The organism is Rhodobacter maris, assembly GCF_900217815.1.
Taxonomy (GTDB): domain Bacteria; phylum Pseudomonadota; class Alphaproteobacteria; order Rhodobacterales; family Rhodobacteraceae; genus Rhodobacter; species Rhodobacter maris.
On record NZ_OBMT01000015.1, the window covers coordinates 47540 to 63988 of the forward strand.

General features: G+C 61.5%; 16 protein-coding genes. 14 read left to right on the forward strand and 2 right to left on the reverse strand.

Features of this window, described 5'->3' with window-relative positions; all coding sequences use genetic code 11:
• Positions 1-2 precede the first annotated feature (2 nt).
• The 12 genes from CRO22_RS15710 (at position 3) to CRO22_RS15765 (ending at position 11496) form a co-directional block, all read left to right on the forward strand.
• Positions 3-281, forward strand: a complete 279-nt coding sequence (locus CRO22_RS15710) for a type IV secretion system protein VirB3 (RefSeq protein ID WP_097071108.1) — start codon at positions 3-5, stop codon at positions 279-281.
• The gene (locus CRO22_RS15715; RefSeq protein WP_097071109.1) at positions 271-2655 is read left to right on the forward strand and encodes a VirB4 family type IV secretion/conjugal transfer ATPase; all 2385 of its coding nucleotides are present in this window, start codon (positions 271-273) and stop codon (positions 2653-2655) included. The genes CRO22_RS15710 and CRO22_RS15715 overlap by 11 nt, the downstream gene beginning before the upstream one ends.
• The gene (locus CRO22_RS15720; RefSeq protein WP_076367614.1) at positions 2652-2867 is read left to right on the forward strand and encodes a hypothetical protein; all 216 of its coding nucleotides are present in this window, start codon (positions 2652-2654) and stop codon (positions 2865-2867) included. Before CRO22_RS15715 ends, CRO22_RS15720 begins: the two co-directional genes overlap by 4 nt.
• A gap of 4 nt (positions 2868-2871) precedes the next feature.
• Positions 2872-4038, forward strand: a complete 1167-nt coding sequence (locus CRO22_RS15725) for a lytic transglycosylase domain-containing protein (RefSeq protein ID WP_097071110.1) — start codon at positions 2872-2874, stop codon at positions 4036-4038.
• Complete coding sequence (locus tag CRO22_RS15730) at positions 4035-4832, forward strand: type IV secretion system protein (protein ID WP_097071111.1); 798 nt, start codon at positions 4035-4037, stop codon at positions 4830-4832. The genes CRO22_RS15725 and CRO22_RS15730 overlap by 4 nt, the downstream gene beginning before the upstream one ends.
• A 14-nt stretch (positions 4833-4846) precedes the next feature.
• Complete coding sequence (locus tag CRO22_RS15735; protein ID WP_097071112.1) at positions 4847-5494, forward strand: virB8 family protein; 648 nt, start codon at positions 4847-4849, stop codon at positions 5492-5494.
• Positions 5495-5505: 11 nt separating this feature from the next.
• On the forward strand, positions 5506-6204 hold the full coding sequence (locus tag CRO22_RS15740) for a TrbG/VirB9 family P-type conjugative transfer protein (RefSeq protein ID WP_097071113.1): 699 nt from the start codon (positions 5506-5508) through the stop codon (positions 6202-6204).
• Positions 6201-7526, forward strand: coding sequence for a TrbI/VirB10 family protein (locus tag CRO22_RS15745; RefSeq protein ID WP_097071114.1), 1326 nt, complete (start codon positions 6201-6203; stop codon positions 7524-7526). Before CRO22_RS15740 ends, CRO22_RS15745 begins: the two co-directional genes overlap by 4 nt.
• A gap of 1 nt (position 7527) precedes the next feature.
• On the forward strand, positions 7528-8562 hold the full coding sequence (locus CRO22_RS15750) for an ATPase, T2SS/T4P/T4SS family (RefSeq protein WP_097071115.1): 1035 nt from the start codon (positions 7528-7530) through the stop codon (positions 8560-8562).
• Between the two features lie 17 nt (positions 8563-8579).
• Positions 8580-8999, forward strand: coding sequence for a hypothetical protein (locus CRO22_RS15755; RefSeq protein ID WP_097071116.1), 420 nt, complete (start codon positions 8580-8582; stop codon positions 8997-8999).
• Entirely contained in the window at positions 8999-10024 is a 1026-nt protein-coding gene (locus CRO22_RS15760) for a type IV secretion system protein (RefSeq protein ID WP_097071117.1), read from the forward strand. The genes CRO22_RS15755 and CRO22_RS15760 overlap by 1 nt, the downstream gene beginning before the upstream one ends.
• A gap of 173 nt (positions 10025-10197) precedes the next feature.
• On the forward strand, positions 10198-11496 hold the full coding sequence (locus CRO22_RS15765) for an MATE family Na+-driven efflux transporter (protein ID WP_097071118.1): 1299 nt from the start codon (positions 10198-10200) through the stop codon (positions 11494-11496).
• A 145-nt stretch (positions 11497-11641) separates the two neighbouring features.
• Here the strand turns inward: CRO22_RS15765 and CRO22_RS15770 are convergent, their stop codons facing one another.
• Positions 11642-12568 (reverse strand): hypothetical protein, encoded by a 927-nt coding sequence (locus tag CRO22_RS15770; RefSeq protein WP_097071119.1) that lies wholly within the window; start codon positions 12566-12568, stop codon positions 11642-11644.
• Between the two features lie 684 nt (positions 12569-13252).
• Here CRO22_RS15770 and CRO22_RS15775 point away from each other — a divergent pair.
• Together CRO22_RS15775 and CRO22_RS15780 are read left to right on the forward strand one after the other, a co-directional pair.
• Positions 13253-14356, forward strand: coding sequence for a ParA family protein (locus tag CRO22_RS15775; RefSeq protein ID WP_097071120.1), 1104 nt, complete (start codon positions 13253-13255; stop codon positions 14354-14356).
• On the forward strand, positions 14353-15030 hold the full coding sequence (locus tag CRO22_RS15780; protein WP_097071121.1) for a RelA/SpoT domain-containing protein: 678 nt from the start codon (positions 14353-14355) through the stop codon (positions 15028-15030). Before CRO22_RS15775 ends, CRO22_RS15780 begins: the two co-directional genes overlap by 4 nt.
• A 132-nt stretch (positions 15031-15162) precedes the next feature.
• Here the strand turns inward: CRO22_RS15780 and CRO22_RS15785 are convergent, their stop codons facing one another.
• Positions 15163-16347: an IS5 family transposase gene (locus CRO22_RS15785; protein WP_097071122.1), complete on the reverse strand. Its 1185-nt coding sequence runs from the start codon at positions 16345-16347 to the stop codon at positions 15163-15165.
• Between the last annotated feature and the right edge of the window lie 102 nt (positions 16348-16449).

Sequence of the window (16449 nt, forward strand, 5' to 3'; positions counted from 1 at the left end):
TCATGTCCGACCAGTCCCGCGTGTTCATCGGCCTTCTTAGGCCACCCAAGCTGATGGGCTTGCCGATCATGTACGCCATGGTCTGGCTCTTTGGCTCGACGCTGCTGTTCCTCTGGATGCAGAGCGGGGTGGTGGCTGTCGTCGCGGGGCTGGCGTGGCCCGCGCTTTGGAAGGCTGCGGATTGGGATCCGAACTTCCTCGATGTTCTGGTGATCACCTTGCAAGAAACCCCACCCACGGCGAACCGCAAGTTTCATGGGGGCGACAGCTATGCCCCGTGATGGATGTGTCGACGAGGTGGAAGATGCGCTCGATCCGCTCACGATGATGCCCGCCTGGGTCAAGAGCGAGAAGCGGCTTTCCTCCATGCTGCCCTATGTCAGTCTCGTCACCGACCGCACGATCCGGACGCGCGGCAATGAGCTGATGCAATGCATTCGGCTTGAGGGGGTGAACAGCACCACAAGCGAAGACACCCATCTCGACCGGATCGGCGGGCTTCTGGCAGGCATCGTCGCGCAGGTCGGCACGGAGTTTTCCTTTTACCTGCACAAGGTATCGAAAGCGGTCGATGTGACGCTGCCGCCCATCCCGGGCGATGCGTTCGCGGCCGCCGTCGATCAGCGCTGGCGCGCGCATCTTGGGCAGGCGGGTCTGCGCGACAAGACCTTGACACTGACGGTGCTGAAGCGCCCGGAAACCGGCAGTCGTCTGCCTTTCGGCCTGAGGGCGTCGCGCGCACGTCTCGCGGCCGACACCACTCGGCGCTTGCGCAAACTCGACGAGGTGGTGGGGTTTCTACTGTCGTCCTTCGACGCGCTCAAACCCCGCTTGCTCGCGGCGAGCACCGGTGAACTTTTGGGATTTCTGGGCGCGCTGAACACTGGCGAGGAGCATCCGCTCTTCGCGCGGTCGCGCTTGGGCGTGATCGCCGAGGATGTGGCCAATACCCGCGTCACTTTCCGAGGCACGACGATCGCGCTTTCCGATGGTGCCGTGGGCGACAAGCTCGGTGCAATCTTCGCGGTTAAGAACTATCCCGCCAAGACCGACGCCCTGATGCTCGACGAGTTGAACCTGCCCGTCGACATGGTGGTCACGCATTCCTTCGTTCCGATCAACGCCAACATCATGGCGGGCCGGATCAAGCGGCAGTTGCGCCTGATGCAGGCCGCCAATGACGGGGCGGTCAGCCTTGCGCAGGAGCTGGAACTGGCGCAGGACGATCTGGAATCGAAGCGCCTGATCTTTGGCGAGCACCACATGACGGTGGCCGTCTATGCGCGCACCCAAGCTGCGCTTGACGACATTGCCGCCGAGATCCGCAACATCTCAGCCACCTCGGGCATCAACCTGATCTCGGAAGGTTTCGGGGCGCGGGCGCATTACATGGCGCAGCATCCCGGGAACACCGGCGCGCGCAGCCGCAAGGCGGCGATCACGAACCACAATTTCGCCGATCTTGCCACCTTCCACCGCACGCCGCTCGGCAAGACCGGGCCGGAAGTGCCTTGGGGTGTGCCGATCACGCTCTTTCCGACGCCCGAGCGCAGCGGCTTCCGTTTCAATTTCCATGAACAGGGCGCTCCGGATCGCGAGCCCACGGGGGGCCACACGTTGATCCTCGGCCGTCCCGGCTCAGGAAAATCCGTGCTGGCGGCGTTCCTGATGACGATGGCCCGGCGCGCGGAGGCGCGGATCTTCGTTTTCGACTATCGGGCGGGCATGGAAATGGCCGTCCGCGCGCTCGGGGGCAGCTATTCGACGGTGCGCGCCGGGCGCCCCACGGGGCTCAATCCATTGCAGACGGAGATTGACCCGCGAGGCCAGGCCTGGCTTGCCGACTGGCTTGCGAGCCTTCTTGAGCGCCGCGATCGACCGCTCACCCCGGTACAGACCAATCGTCTGCAGGAGGTCGTGCGGCAGAACGCGAGCGCTGGCCACGCCGGCCTCCGAAACTGGTCGGATTTCGCCTCGCTTCTGGTCTCGACCGATGACGAAGGCGATCTCTTCGAGCGGATGCAGGAATGGACGGCAGAGGGGCGTTACGGCTGGATCTTCGGCGCGAATGCCGAGGACAGTTTCAGCATCGAAGGAGATGTTGCGGGTTTCGATCTGACCGGCATTCTCGATTCCGAGAGTGAGCGGGAGCGCATGGCGGTCCTCTCTTACCTCTTCCGTCGCGTCGAGCGAGTGATCGAAGACCGCAAGCCCACGATCATTGTGATCGATGAAGCCTGGAAGGCGCTCGACAATGCCTATTTCGCGGAGCGGCTCTCCAACTGGCTGGTGACCGCCCGCAAACAAAACGCCGTCGTCGTGATGATGACGCAATATGCAAGCCAGCTCGAGCGCTCGCGCACCGGCAAGACGATCGTGGAAGCCGTGCCGACGCAGGTGCTCCTGCCCAATATCCGTGCCTCGGCGAGCGACTATGCCATGCTCGGCCTGAGCGACAAGGAACTCGACGTGCTTTTGGGCGTCGGTTCCGCCTCTCGTCTTGCACTTGTGCGCGATGACCGGGGCGCGGTGGTGATCGATGCCGATCTGAGCGCGCTTGGCCCCCTCGTGACCATCCTTGGCGGCATGGAAAAAGGCGAGGCCCTGGTTGGCCCTGATTACCGCGACCGTCCCGATTTCTGGAGAGTGACATGACCCCTATCATCACCCGCAGCCTCGCGGTGCTCAGCCTCGGCCTGACGCTTGCGGCTTGCACGCAGCACGAAGCGCCAAAGGCCAATTGCTTCAACTTTCGTCAGACGCAGCCGCAGGCCGGCGAAGCCGCGACCCGGCTCTCGACCAAAGGTGTTGAGGTGGCAGATCGCGGCAAGGCCTGCGAATTCGTGTTGCCGGGGACGGACGACTGAGCGCATGCGGAACTGGCTTCCCCTCTCGATGGTCGGACTTGCGTTGGCAGGCCCCTGCACAGGGCCCGTGGGAGCGCAAGGCGTGCCGACATTCGACCCGCGGCTCTTCGCGGAGCGGCAGGCGATCATTGAGCAGACCGATCAGGATCTGGCGCTGCAGCAGGATCGGCTGACGCGCGAGGAGGAACTCGCGGAGATCGAACGGCAGCAAATCGCTTCGCTCGATGGGGTGCTTGATGCCATGTCGCTTCGATCCGGCGATGTTGCGGGGACCGTGGCCGGCCTGGAGGCGGGGCAGGGGGCTCTTGAGGGCGTCGAAAGTGCTGCGGCGAGTCTTTACGCGCCAGAGGACAACAACCCGGCTGCCGCGAGGATGTTCGGCGATGCCCGCGAGGGCGTTGAAGAGTTGATCATCCGCGCGGCGCGCGACACCCATAGCTTGCCCGGTGTCAGCCGGGCGGGTCTCTCGCTCGTGCAATGGCGCTGCCTGTTGCAGGCGCTGATCTGGCAAGAGAGCCGCTTTCAGATCGGGGCGCGCTCGCCCGTGGGCGCCTTCGGACTGACCCAGATCATGCCAGGCACCGCGACCGATCTCGGGATCTACCCGGCCTATTACGACGACCCCTATCTGCAGGTCGCCGGCGGTGCGCGATATCTCGCGCAGATGCTGAACATGTTCGGCGGCAACATCATCCACGCGCTCGCAGCCTATAATGCAGGCCCGGGCAATGTGCAAAACCACGGCGGCGTCCCGCCCTTCGCCGAGACCCAGAATTACGTCGTGGTGATCCCCCAGCAATACAACAGCTACCTCGCCAAAGTCGGCGGCATCGACGCGCTCGGCACCATCGATCCCGTCCTTCTGGCCAATGCGAGCTTCAGCCTCTCAGCCCATGGCGCGGGCGTCTATGGCGATTATTCGCTGGTCTCGGTGCGCGCGGCCGCCTTGCGGGTGAAGGACATCATCACCCGCATCGGCGAGACCAAGGACATCCACGAGGCCGTCGCGCTCAACACCTATGCCCGGGCCGAGCTTGCCCGGCTGGTCGCGATCCGCACCCGGATCAAGGCCGCCCACACCCAGCCGCTCAGCGAGGAACAACTCGCGATGGCCGCCGCCCAGGCCGCCGAGCGGCAGTTCATGGATTTCACCTTGGAGAATTTGCAATGATCAGGCGCTTGTCCCGTTCCCTTGCCACGGGTGTTGCGGCCCTCGCACTGTCCACCAGCCTCGCGGGGCCCGCCACCGCGCAGGGCGTGCCCACGGTCGACACCCAGAACATCGCTCAGGAGATCCGCCAGCTTCAGCAGATGCTGCAGGATTTCGGGATCCAGACCGATCTTCTGGAAAATGCGCTGGCGCAACTCGACATGCTGCAACAGCAGTTTGACCAGCTCAAAGAGATGTATGCCTCGCTGACCGGACCGCGCAGCATCATTGGCTTCGCCATGGGCGGTGATCTCGACAAGCTTCTGCAGGCCAATTTCGAAGACATCCCTGGCCTGATCCGCGGCATTCAGGCAGGCGACTGGTCGAGCCTCATCGGCCCCAATGCAGGGCCGTTGCGGACGCAGATGGAACAGGCGCTGGCGAGCGCCGGGTTCGATCAGGATTCTCTGCGCGAGATCGCCACCAGCGGGAAGCCGGGCGCTGAAGGGGTCGCATCCCGCGCGACGACTGGCGCGGTGATGTCAGCCGCAGCGCAGAACAGCCATGCCGAAGCCGCCCAGTCGCTCGAGCGTGTCGAAAAGCTTGTGGCCAAGATCCCCGACATGAAGGACCTCAAAGAGTCGATGGACCACAATACCCGCGTCACGGCCGAACTCGCCATTGCCATGACAAGGATGTGGGAACTTGAGGCGATCCAGACCCTCGGCGCGGGCAATGCGGGGGTGGTCGATGCCGCCACCATTGCCGAAGAACGCCGCTACATGGACTTCACCTTGCCGGATCTGCAGCCGTGAGCGGGGTAGGGGAGATGAGTGCGCGCGAAATCGTGGAAGAGGAACTTGTTTACGGTGCGCTGCGCCGCGAACAGCAGTGGCGACTGATCGGCCTTGGCGGTGCCGGCTTCGGCGTTTTCGGCTGCCTCGCGGCCGCGGCTATCGCCCTGATGGTCGAGACCCCGCCGCCGGTCGTCGTGCCTTATGACCCAGCGACGGGTCTTGCCCTGCCGAATGCCACGGTCGAAACGGTGCGGCTTTCCGAGCGTCCCGCGATCATCGAGGCGCAGATTTACCGCTACGTGCTTGACCGGGAAGTTTACAATCAACTCGACAACGACCTGCGCGTGCGTCGCGTGCTGTCGCAATCGACGGGAGCGGCCGAGGCCAGCATGCGCGCCATGTGGACCTCGGGGCAACAAAACTACCCGCCCACCCGCTACGGCCCCGCCGCCGAAATGTCTGTCGAGATCGCCTCGATCACGCTGATCGGCGAGAACCGGGCCCAGGTGCGGCTGAGAAAGCGCCTGACCGGCCCGCAGGGCACGCAGGAAGGCCTGTTCAGCGCGACTTTGATGTTCTCTTTCCAACCCGAACGGACCCGCTCGATCGACGACGTCTGGCAAAACCCCTTCGGATTCACCGTCACCCAATATGCCATCCGATCGGATCGTTCCGAATGACCCCTGTTTCCATGCGTTCCACTCTTCCCACCCTTTTGCTTGCCGGTGCATTGGCGCTCGCGGCGAGTGCAGCCCTTGCCGAGGCCACGCCGCGCGCGGGCTCTCATGACAGCCGCGTTCGGGTCGCGGCTTGGACCGAGGGGCAGGTTTATCGCATCGTCACGACCTTGACGCGCGTGACCACCGTCGAGTTTGGCGAGGGCGAGACCATCCGCTCGATCATCGCGGGCGACACGGTAGGCTTCCAGTTCGACGGTGTCCCCGGCGGGCGCGCCTTCGCGATCAAGCCCGCCGCATCGGGCGTGGCGACCAATATCACCGTCTATACCAACCGCCGCTCCTATTATTTCCACGTCGTCGAGGCGCGGCAGACCCCGCATTATGTCGTGCAGTTCCGCTATCCTGAAACCCGTGCGCAACCCAATCGTGCGGTCGCGGCCGATGCGCCGAACGCAAACTATGCGGTCAGCGCGCGCGAGGCGTTCACGCCGACGGCGATCTGGGATGATGGCACCTTCACCTATTTCCGCTTCGCGCGAAACGCGCCGGTGCCTGCGATCTTCCGCTATGCCAAGGGCGGCGAGCGTGCGGTGAACAGCTCCGCGCTCAAAGATGGCACCATCCGCGTCTCAGGCGTCAATCATCAGTGGGTCCTGCGCCTTGGTGAAGAGGTGGTTTGTGTTCAGGATATGGGCGGGCCCGCGTCATGAGCCAGGACACAGAAGACCTCGCAGCGCGCCTTGCCGCGCTTGAAAGCACGACGGACAAGAAGAAAGGACCCGCTCGACCTTCCCCGCTGGTCGCCCTTCTCGGTGTTGGCGGCATTATGGCTGTGGGGGGGCTCGCCTGGGCAACCCTGCAGCCGGCGCCGGAGACGCCCCTGCCGACCGCCGCCCCGGAGGAGTTCCAGACAGAGGGATCGGGTTTTGGGGACCTCGCGCCCATGCGCGCAGCGGAGCCGACGCCCCCGCCAGCTGAGGAGACGGGCCCTTCGGCGTCGGAGCTCGCATTGATGGAGAGCCTTGCGACGCTTCGCGCCGAGCTTGAAGAACTGCGGGCAAGGCCGGTGGAGGCATCGGACAGTGGGGCGGAGCAGGCGATCGCCGATCTCACGGCCCGGATCGCGGCGCTGCAAGAATCCTCTACCGAGGCGCAGCGCGCGCTCGAGCGGCAACTGACCGAGCGCGACCGGCAACTCGAGCAAATGCGCATGGACCTCGAACTCGCGCGTCTCACCCCGCCAACCCCTAAGGAAACCGGCCCCAGCGAAGAGGAATTGCGGCTCGCAGATCTTGAACGCCGCCGCATCGCCGAAGCCGAGGCGCGCGCCGAACGCATCGCCTCCCCGATGATCGCGTTTTCCGGGATGGGGGCGGGAAAGGATGGCGAAAGCACGCTCGAGGCCGCGCGGTTGAACGAGAACGAGGCTTTCGTGCGGGCGGGCGCGAAGCCCGCATCCGTCACGCGGGCCGAAGTGATCGCGAACCCCGGCAACACCGTGGTGCAGGGCACGATGATCCAGGCGGTGACCGAGACGGCCCTCGACAGCACGCTGCCGGGTGCGATCCGCGCCATCGTCTCAGAAGATGTGCATGCCTTCGATGGCACGCGCGTCCTGATCCCGCGCGGTGCGCGGCTTGTGGGGCGTTACCGTTCCGATGTCGCGCTCGCGCAGTCGCGGGTAATGGTGGCCTGGGACAGGATCATCCTGCCTGACAACCAGACCGTGGAAATCAGCGCCTTTGGCGGTGACGCGCTTGGCCGTACCGGCACTACCGGCTTCGTCGACACCCGTTTCGCACAGCGCTTCGGCTCGGCTGCGTTGATTTCGTTGATCGGGGCTTTGCCCGCGGCCGCAGCGGGACAGATCGACGATGAGACCGCCTCCGATGTTGCGAGCGATGTGGGCACCGACCTGCGCGACAGCACTCAGAGTGTGATGCAGGACTATCTCGCGATCAGCCCGGTGATCCATGTCGACCAAGGCACGCGGATCACGGTCATGGTCGATCGCGACCTGGAGATTTTCTGATATGGCAGCAAGTTATCTGGAGGCTTCGCTCAACCGCCTTGGCGAACCCGTGCAGCGCGACGACACGATTGAGATCTGCATCAATCCCGACGGTCGGGTCTGGGGGGAATTCCAGGGCGATCACTTCATGCGGGCTCTCGGTTGCCCGCTGACCCAGACCGAGATCAGGGACCTCGGCAACCAGATCGCCTCGGCGGCCTCGACCACGCTTAGCCCGAAAAAGCCCATCGTCTCGGTCTCGATCCTCTATCGTGATCGCCCGATCCGGGCCCAAGTGATCCAGCCGCCGGCCGTCGAAGGCGGGTTTTCCATATCCTTGCGGTTCTTCTCCTCGCTGCCGCTCGAGGAGATCCGGCTCGGGTTCCTCTATGGCAAGGAACGCAGCCTCGAAGGCCTGCGCCAAGAACGAAACGCCGCGCTGCGCGACGTTGTGGCCTCGGGCGACATTGATGCCGCTCTGCGCTTTTGTGTCGACAACAAGCTCAACATGATCGTCTCGGGAGGTACATCGACCGGGAAGACAGTCGCGGCCCGCAAGATCCTCTCGCTGATCCCGCCCGTTGAGCGGATCATTACGATCGAGGAGGCGGCCGAGTTGCGCCCCGAGCAACCCAACGCTGTGACGCTGATCGCCGATCGCGACGCAGAGGCCCGCAGCGCCGATGTGCTTTTGGCAGCGACATTGCGGATGCGTCCCGACCGGATCGTGCTGGGCGAAGTTCGCGGGCGCGAAGCCATGACCTTCCTCGAGGCGATCAACACCGGGCATGGTGGGTCTCTGACGACGCTGCATGCCGAGACCCCGCAACTCGCCGTCCGACGGCTCGCCATCGCGGCTCTGAAGACAGATGTGCCGATGACCTATGCCGACATGGTCGATTACATCGAGGGATCCATCGACGTGATCATTCAGGCTGGCCGCCATGACGGCGCACGCGGCATCACCGAGTTCTTCCTGCCGGGGCAGGCAGACCATCGAGATCAGCACACAATCGCAACGGCGCGGGCAAGACATTCCGCGTTCGCTGCCGAATGAACCGAAAGGAAAGCTCCATGCACAAGACCATCCTTGCCGCAGTTTCCATCGTGCTCGCTGCGCCCCTCGCCGCGCAGACCGCCCCCGAGGTGACGAACGATCTTACCGTGACCATGGCGCCCCAGAACTACCGGATTTGCAATGAGCGCCCCGCTCGACCGACCTGGATGGACCAGATCAATCCGCGCGAAGCCTACAAGGCGCTGACGCTGATGCGGCTCTACGAGCTGCGGTCTTGGGAGGCGATCAAGGCGTCTGGCGATTGCGGTTGTGATGTTCGCTTCCCGTCTTGGGATGCCGCGTCTGCGGAGTACGAGGAACGGTTTGCAGCGCGCACGCAGGCGGAGCACACCCAAGCTAGGCTTGAAATCAAAGAGCGGCAAAACCAGATCGCCCGCGAAGTCCGCGATCTCTGCGAAGCGCAAGGCAATTGGTGATGAGCATTGTCAGTTGGATGGTTGGAACGGCAGATGGCTTCCTTGCCGATGCCGCAGAGTCGCAGTTCGGGGCTATCGCAAGCAATACCGGCACAATCGTCTTGCTGATGGTGACGCTCTCGTTGATCGGCGTGTGCATCAACATGGCCTTCCAGTTTCGGAGCATGGATGGTGCAAGCTTCTTTTGGTATTTTATCAAGCTGCTGCTGATCGGGCTCTTCGCGTTCAACTGGGCCAATTTCAACGCCGTTGCGAACGCCGTCATTGGAGGCCTTGATTACGTAGCGGGGGCACTGATCGCATCGGTCGGCGGCGGCGGGGCAGGGGCCGCCTACTTCGCCGCAGAATTCGATGATCTCATCACAGAGTTCAGCCAGTATCTCAACGCCATCGGCAGCAACTTGAACTGGATGACCGGCGCGATCCTCGGCGGCATCGGCCTTGTCCTCCTCAGCCTGCTCGGCTTCATGACCGGTATCGTCCTCATCTTCTCCAAGATGATGCTTGCCCTGATGCTCGGCATCGCACCGGTTATGATCGCGCTCTCGCTCTTCGAGGCGACAAAGGATTTCTTCCACAGGTGGGTCTCGACGACGATCAGCTACGCCTTCTATCCGATTGTCATCGCCGCCATGTTCTCGACCGTCGTCGGAATGGCGAATTCTCTGCTGTCTCAACTTGGCGACCCGAACTCTGCTACCAGCATCGGCGCGCTTGTGCCGTTCTTCGTGATGGTATTCCTCGCGAAGGGCTTTGTCGCCGCGACGCCGCTGATCGTCCGGGGGATCTCGGGGAACCTGATGGTGGCTGCTGCACCAGCGATTGTCAGCGGTTCCGCAGGCGTGCTGCGGGGGTTGATGAACACCGCAGGTGTCCAAGGAAGAGCTCGGATTGGAGCGCTCTCCACCGGCGAAGCTATTGGACGCGGCGCGGTGCAGGCGCCTGCCATCATGCGCAGCGCCGCGGCGACGGCAAGCGCGCAGGTGGTCAGGATGGCAGAAAGGGCGAAACGGTTGGGTCAGTGAGGTGAAATGCGGCGTCGCGGAGGGCAGGGAGCCGACTTTCGGCGGTCGGCGTGACATGCGATGCGATTGTCGAAAGCTGCCAGTCGAGACTTGCGCACGAAGTGATAGATTGCAACCATAGCTCCGAGCTTCCCGAATGGCGTCCATTATTCTAGTTTTAAAAGGAAACCAGATTGTTCTCGGCTTTGCGTCAAATCAATTTCCGGCTTTGGGTCGCCATCTTCCTCATGGCCCTTGTTCCAACGCTTTATTCCACCGTCAGGGTATTCTTCCTCAATAGCCTCCCCGACACATGGAGCTTATCGATCGCGGCGCAGTCATCTTGGCTGGGGCTCGCCTACGAGGTTGTGCAAGAAGCCTTGCTCTTGCCGCTCTACTATTTGTTCGGACAGGCGATCAGTCGACCGAGCGCCCTACGCGATCGGGTGACGACAGCGTTGCTGGTGACCCTGTTCGCCTATGCGACTCTTACGATCGGGATCTGGCTCGGCGCGGACGCATTGACGAGGGCGATGGCACAACAGCCCGATTTGCAGGCGATGACGGCCCGCTACATTCGTCTCGAGGCAATCGGCAGCCTGATCGGCGCACTTAATGACGTTTGCATCGTTGTTGTGGTCGCGTTGTCTTGGCAGCGGTTGCTGATCGGCCTCGTCCTCTTGCGCGCAGTTTTGACCCTCGGCTTTGACAGCCTGTTCGTCGGGCAGTTCGAGCATTCCCTCGGGCTTGGCGTTCTGGGCGTGGGGTGGACCAACATCGCGGTGGGCGCCTGCTTGCTGTTCCCCTCGGTGGCGATCCTCGGTTTCAACCGCTTGCTCACGCTCCCGCGCCGGCAGGCGCTCGACGGCTGGATTCGCGACTGGCTGCGGGTCGCCGCCAAATCGGGACTTGAATCCGCCGCACGCAACCTTGCTTTTTCGTTGATGATCCTGCGCATGATGAACCAGATCGATGAGGCGGGCTTGTTCTGGGTGGCCAACAGTTTCATCTGGGGCTGGCTGTTGCTACCCGTGTTGACGCTCGGCACGCTGGTGCGGCAGGATGCCGGAAACCACGGAGGGCAGTTGCAAGGCCGTCTTGTCGGCTATCTCTGGCTAGTCGGTGGAATAATTGTCCTTTGGATCCTGACGATTCCAGGCTGGACGTGGTTCGTCGCCACCGCGATGGCTTCGCCCGAGCCTGCGCGGATCGTAGCGCTTGTTCTGCTGATGCTGGGCTTCTACATGGTCTTCGCGCTCAACCATATCCTCGACAGCTTCCTTTATGGCATGGGACGGACCGATCTACTGCTCTATCAGTCGCTGTTCGTCAGTATTTTCTATTACGGAGCGGCCTTCGGCGCCTATCTGACAGGGGTTTTCGAGCCCAACCTGCAAGCCATCGCGCTGCTATTCGGCGGTGGCATCGTTGTCGACAGCGCCCTGACTCTATGGCAGGTTCGGAAGGCTGGGTATTTCCGGCTGGCGGGCTGAAGGCATAAACAGGCCATCCTAATCCCAAGGCGCCAACGTGACATGTCGACCAAACGGCCTCGTCGACGGCATGCTTCAAATGCCAGACGTTGTCGCCGTCGTGAGGGCGAGCTATAGAATGGCGAGGAGTGGCCTGAGGAACCGTCTATGTATCATCGACTTGCGGAATTTTCGCCAATCCGCTTGTCGAGGCAGAGCCGGTCACATGACGCAGTTGTGGGACCAGCGGGCCCGCGCCGCGAAGATGGGGCATGCGCCAGACGAGCTTTCCCGACCTGCTCTTCATATAGTGCCCCCTGACCCAATGGGTTCTTCGGGGCACGCCTTCACGCCAATCAGCCGAGATATGGTCCTTCATGGCCTCGACTTGGCCGCGCCCCGCCTTGCCCAGGGCGATCCTCGTGATCAGCGTGTCAGGAAGCGCTTTGCCGGACCGCTCAGCCTGGCGCCTCTCATGCCTAGGGTGGAGCGAAACCTGATTAACATCCAACATGCCTTCATGGCGCAGCAGTGTGGCTATCCCGACAGCTAACGCGAGGAAGCTTCGATTCATGGCCAGTTCTTCCTCGATCATGCCATCCGAAACCGGCATGCCCACAGCTTCGAGCAGTTCGCGGGTAGGCGTCGGGATGGTCGAGGCTCCCATGCCTTTGGTGATCATGCAGCAGGCGCTTGGGCCGACGGTGTTCTGGCGAATGGCGAAACGCTGGGTGTAGAGTTCATAATCGACCTGCGTGACGAGTCCGAGGACGGAGCCGTCATTCTGCCGCATGATCCCATCGGCCCCAATAAGAGGCGGCATGATGATCATGGTCGGAAAAGGCAGCTGAACCTGGGAGAAAAGCTCGTGCAGCCCATCCCGCTTCATTTCGTTGACCAGCTCGCTCATCATCCAATAGGCATCGATATCGATCCGGAAGACTTGTGCGTCCTCAAGGATGGAGAGCGACCGCTCCCGATAGTCTCGTAGCCGATCCATCAGGCCTGGGGGCAGATCAGCCGGACTCCCCCCCTTCATCTCGAGGATCTGCCTCGGGTAATCCTTGAAGAATAGCTTCAGTTCCGGGACCATGTTTTCACCTGCCTTTGAAGCCAAACAGAACCGATGACGGAATGGCAGTCAACATGGACGGCTTGTGATGGCAATTCACTGCCTCAGGTCTGACGGCACCTCGTTATCGGATCCTTCCGCTTCGTGCGACGGACGACCGCTTCCGAGAACTCGCGCGAAGGCAACTGCCGACTTTGAGACGGCTGCTCAGGGCCGACCATGTCTGCGAGGCCAAGACCAACGTGAGGGGCGGTTTGCCGACTGTGAGGTTGCAGCATTGCTCCCGCGGCAATTGGCGATAGCGGTCATTCGCGTCGCGCCTCAGGAGCGACTCGCTGCGCAGGTAGCTGCCGTTGCAGAGCCCCGGCGCCGTGCGGCGCGGAATCGCGTGCTCGACCCAAAGCAGCAAGCCGCGTCCCCCAATGCTGCGCCGCAGCAATCTCTAGGGCGGATATTGCATCAAGGAACAGAATCTGTTGATGTTGGTCGTCCGCCTAGCGAATGGTCCGGCCATTCGCTGCGTTATCAACTTGTGTGTGCCTCGGGGTGGATCGCTGACTGGTAAGCTTTGGTACGAATGGTGTGAAAATTGGTTTTGTGAGCCGTGCTCCAATTCTTTGGAAATCACAGGAGTAACTCTTCTATCTGCATTTATCGACGCATTTGAATGCGCCGATAACTAGAAAAACAACGTCGAGGCTTTCTATGGCGCCGAAAATAGTGACGATCTTCAATAACAAAGGTGGCGTCGGCAAGACGACCCTCACATACCATCTGGCCCACGCCCTTGGAGAGCTCGGGAAAAAGGTGCTGCTGATCGACCTTGATCCGCAATGCAACCTGACGATAATTGCGCTGCCGATGGATGTGATCCATGATATTTGGGCCGCAGAGGACCAGTTCATCGAGGACTTCGCTAGTGCCCGCGAGAAAGTCGGTGAAGATGCTTTCAAAGACATGCTGCAAAATCCCCGCAGCGTCCACTTCAGTTTGAAACCTACCGAGGACGGTACCGCCGAGGTCGATGCGCTGCCACCGCCCCTTCCTTTGAAGGACAATGTCCACATTATTCCGGGCCGCCTAAGTCTGCACCTATTCGAAGCCAAGATTGGAGAACGATGGAGCGGCATCTATCAAGGCGACCCCCTGTCCATACGTACCGGCACCCGGGTGCGTGCGCTCGCCCATGAGTATGCAAAGATTTATGGCTACGACATTGTAATTCTGGACACGTCGCCTAGCCTCGGAGCATTGAACCGCCACCTTCTATCACTTGCGGACGGCTTCATCATTCCATGCTCACCTGACCTGTTTTCGGTCTATGGCATCCGAAACATTGGTGACGCACTCCGAACGTGGCGGAAGCAATTCGACAGCATCTTCCACTTCTTGTCTGACCAGAAGCGTTCGAGTTTTCCAAAGAAATTTGTGCGTTTCATGGGCTACACGATCTATAATGCGAGGCGTTACAGCAAGTATGAGAACGAATTGAACCTTGCCAAAGCGCATCACAATTATGCGGTGCAGATCCCTGAAACCATTGCCTCATCAATCGATGCCGAGAACAGGCTTCCCATGGATGGCCTGCTCGATCACTCGATCGGCTCGAACGCTGTGATCCACAGCCACAACACGTTTCCCAGCATGTCCCAAAAATATCACATGCCGATGTGGGAGTTGCCCGATTGCGGCATCTTGGATGCCGAGGACCGCAGTACGATCGGCGGCAATCAGCACGCTTATCGCGCGACAAATGCCGCCTATCAGGAGTTCGCAGCAGACTTCATACGGAGGCTCGAATTGCTATGAGCGGTGAACTCCTTGAACACGAAGAACTGCTGAAGCACTACGATAAAATGCGTCATGATCTGAAGACGTTCATGAACGGCGTCGTCGATTACATCGGTGAACACCCGGATCTGAAAAGGCCTGGAGCAGAAATTGTTCATTCCTTCAAATCCAGACTGAAGGATCGCGAGCACCTGCGACGGAAGATCACGCGAAAGAAAAATGACGGCAGGGAAATTACCGCGGCTAATTTGTTCACAGAAGTCACCGATCTGGCTGGCGTGCGGATCATGCACTTGTTCCAAGAGCACTTCACGCACATCGACGCGGTAATCAGGAAACGCATTGCGGACGGAGATTGGGTTTTGGGAGAGCGCGCGCGCGCCTACACCTGGGATCCAGAATCGGCCGAGTATTTTAGCAAGTTCGATCTCGATGTTATTCAGAAGCCAACCAACTACACGAGTGTGCATTATTTAATAAAGCCGCGTGCGGACTCACCGATTTGTTGCGAGGTGCAAGTTCGGACACTTTTCGAGGAAATCTGGGGTGAAGTCGATCACCAGATTAACTATCCGGTGCCGACTAACGACCTTGCTTGTCAAGAGCAGATCAAAGTCCTCTCGAAGATCGTCGGCGCAGGGAGTAGGCTTCTGGACTCTCTGAACCGCGTGAATCAGGCGGCAAAGAGGTAATGATCTAGTCCGCGCGCTGAAAGTTGATCTTCTGTATTAACAGGGCGCTGAAATAGTCGGGCAACGAGAAGGATCTTCCGTTTCCGGGGCTTTCAGCAGCTGCGTTTCCTTCCGCGCCGCCGTCCTTCGTCCTCAGGCGGCGAGCAGCCGGGGCAGTCGCGCCAGATTGTTGGCGGCCATCGTCAGGATGAACCGCGACTGCACCCGTTCGATGCCGCGATACATCGTCTGCGCCATCCCTCCGACCGTCTTGGCCCAGCCGAAAGCCTCTTCGATCCGCTTTCGGTGCTTCAGCGACAGGGCGTAACCGTCGTGGTGGGTGGTGCGGCGGTCGATGGCGGAATGTCGTGCCTTTTGCGCAACATGGGGCGTGACGCAGGCCCTGCGCAAGTCGCGGACGAATTCGGCGGCGTCATAGCCCTTGTCGGCTCCCAGCGTCAGGCGCCGGGTTGACCCCGGCGAATGGCGGTGGATCATGTCGAGCGCGGCTTGCCGTTCGGCATGGCCATCGGCGCGGGTCAGCTCGCCCTGCACGATCAGGCCGGAGCGGTTCTCCATCAGCGCATGGCCGATGAAGCACAGCATCGCACCAGTGCCGGGGGATTTCTTGTAAAGCCGCGCCTCGGGATCTGTGATCGAGACATGCGTCGCATTCGAGCGTTTCTCGCCCCGGAAGTCGACCTCGGCATTGCGGTTCTGGCGGCGGCTACGGGGCATCGGATCGGTCTTTGCTTCGGTCTCGGGCGTCTCGGGGGCGGGGCTTGGCGGCGGCGCACCTGGATCCTCGTCATCGGGATCGTCGCCGGGGCCGTCGGCTTCGAGCGGTTCGGCCTTGGGCTGGAAGCTCTTCATCGAAGCCCAGGCTTTCACCAAGGTGCCATCGACCGAGAAATGTTCGTCCGACAAGAGCGGCGCGACCTCGCGATGGGCAAGGATCGCCGCCATGATCTTGCGCGACATCTCGGTGCTCATCAGCCGGTCGCGGTTCTTCGTGAAAACCGTCGGCACCCAAACCTGATCGTCGATACCGAGCCCGACGAACCAGCGAAACAGCAGGTTGTAGTTCATCTGTTCCATCAGCTGGCGCTCGGAGCGGATCGAAAACAGGATCTGCAGAAGGCTCGCTCGGATCAGCCGTTCCGGCGCGATCGAGGGGCGGCCGAAGCGGACGTAAAGCCCTTCGAAATCGGCGTCGAGGCTCGTGAGGGCGTCGTTCACCACCTGCCGGATCTTGCGCAGCGGATGCTTGGCCGGGATGCGGTCCTCAAGGTCGACATAGCTGAAAAGCGACCCGCTCGTCTCGTCTGTGCCCCGCATCTTGATCCCCCTTCGCCGTTGGAAGGGGTGAATCATGTTCTGCATCCGCGGTCGAGGCCGACTATTTCAGCGGCCTGCTAATGGCTCGGACCGGTGGCGTTA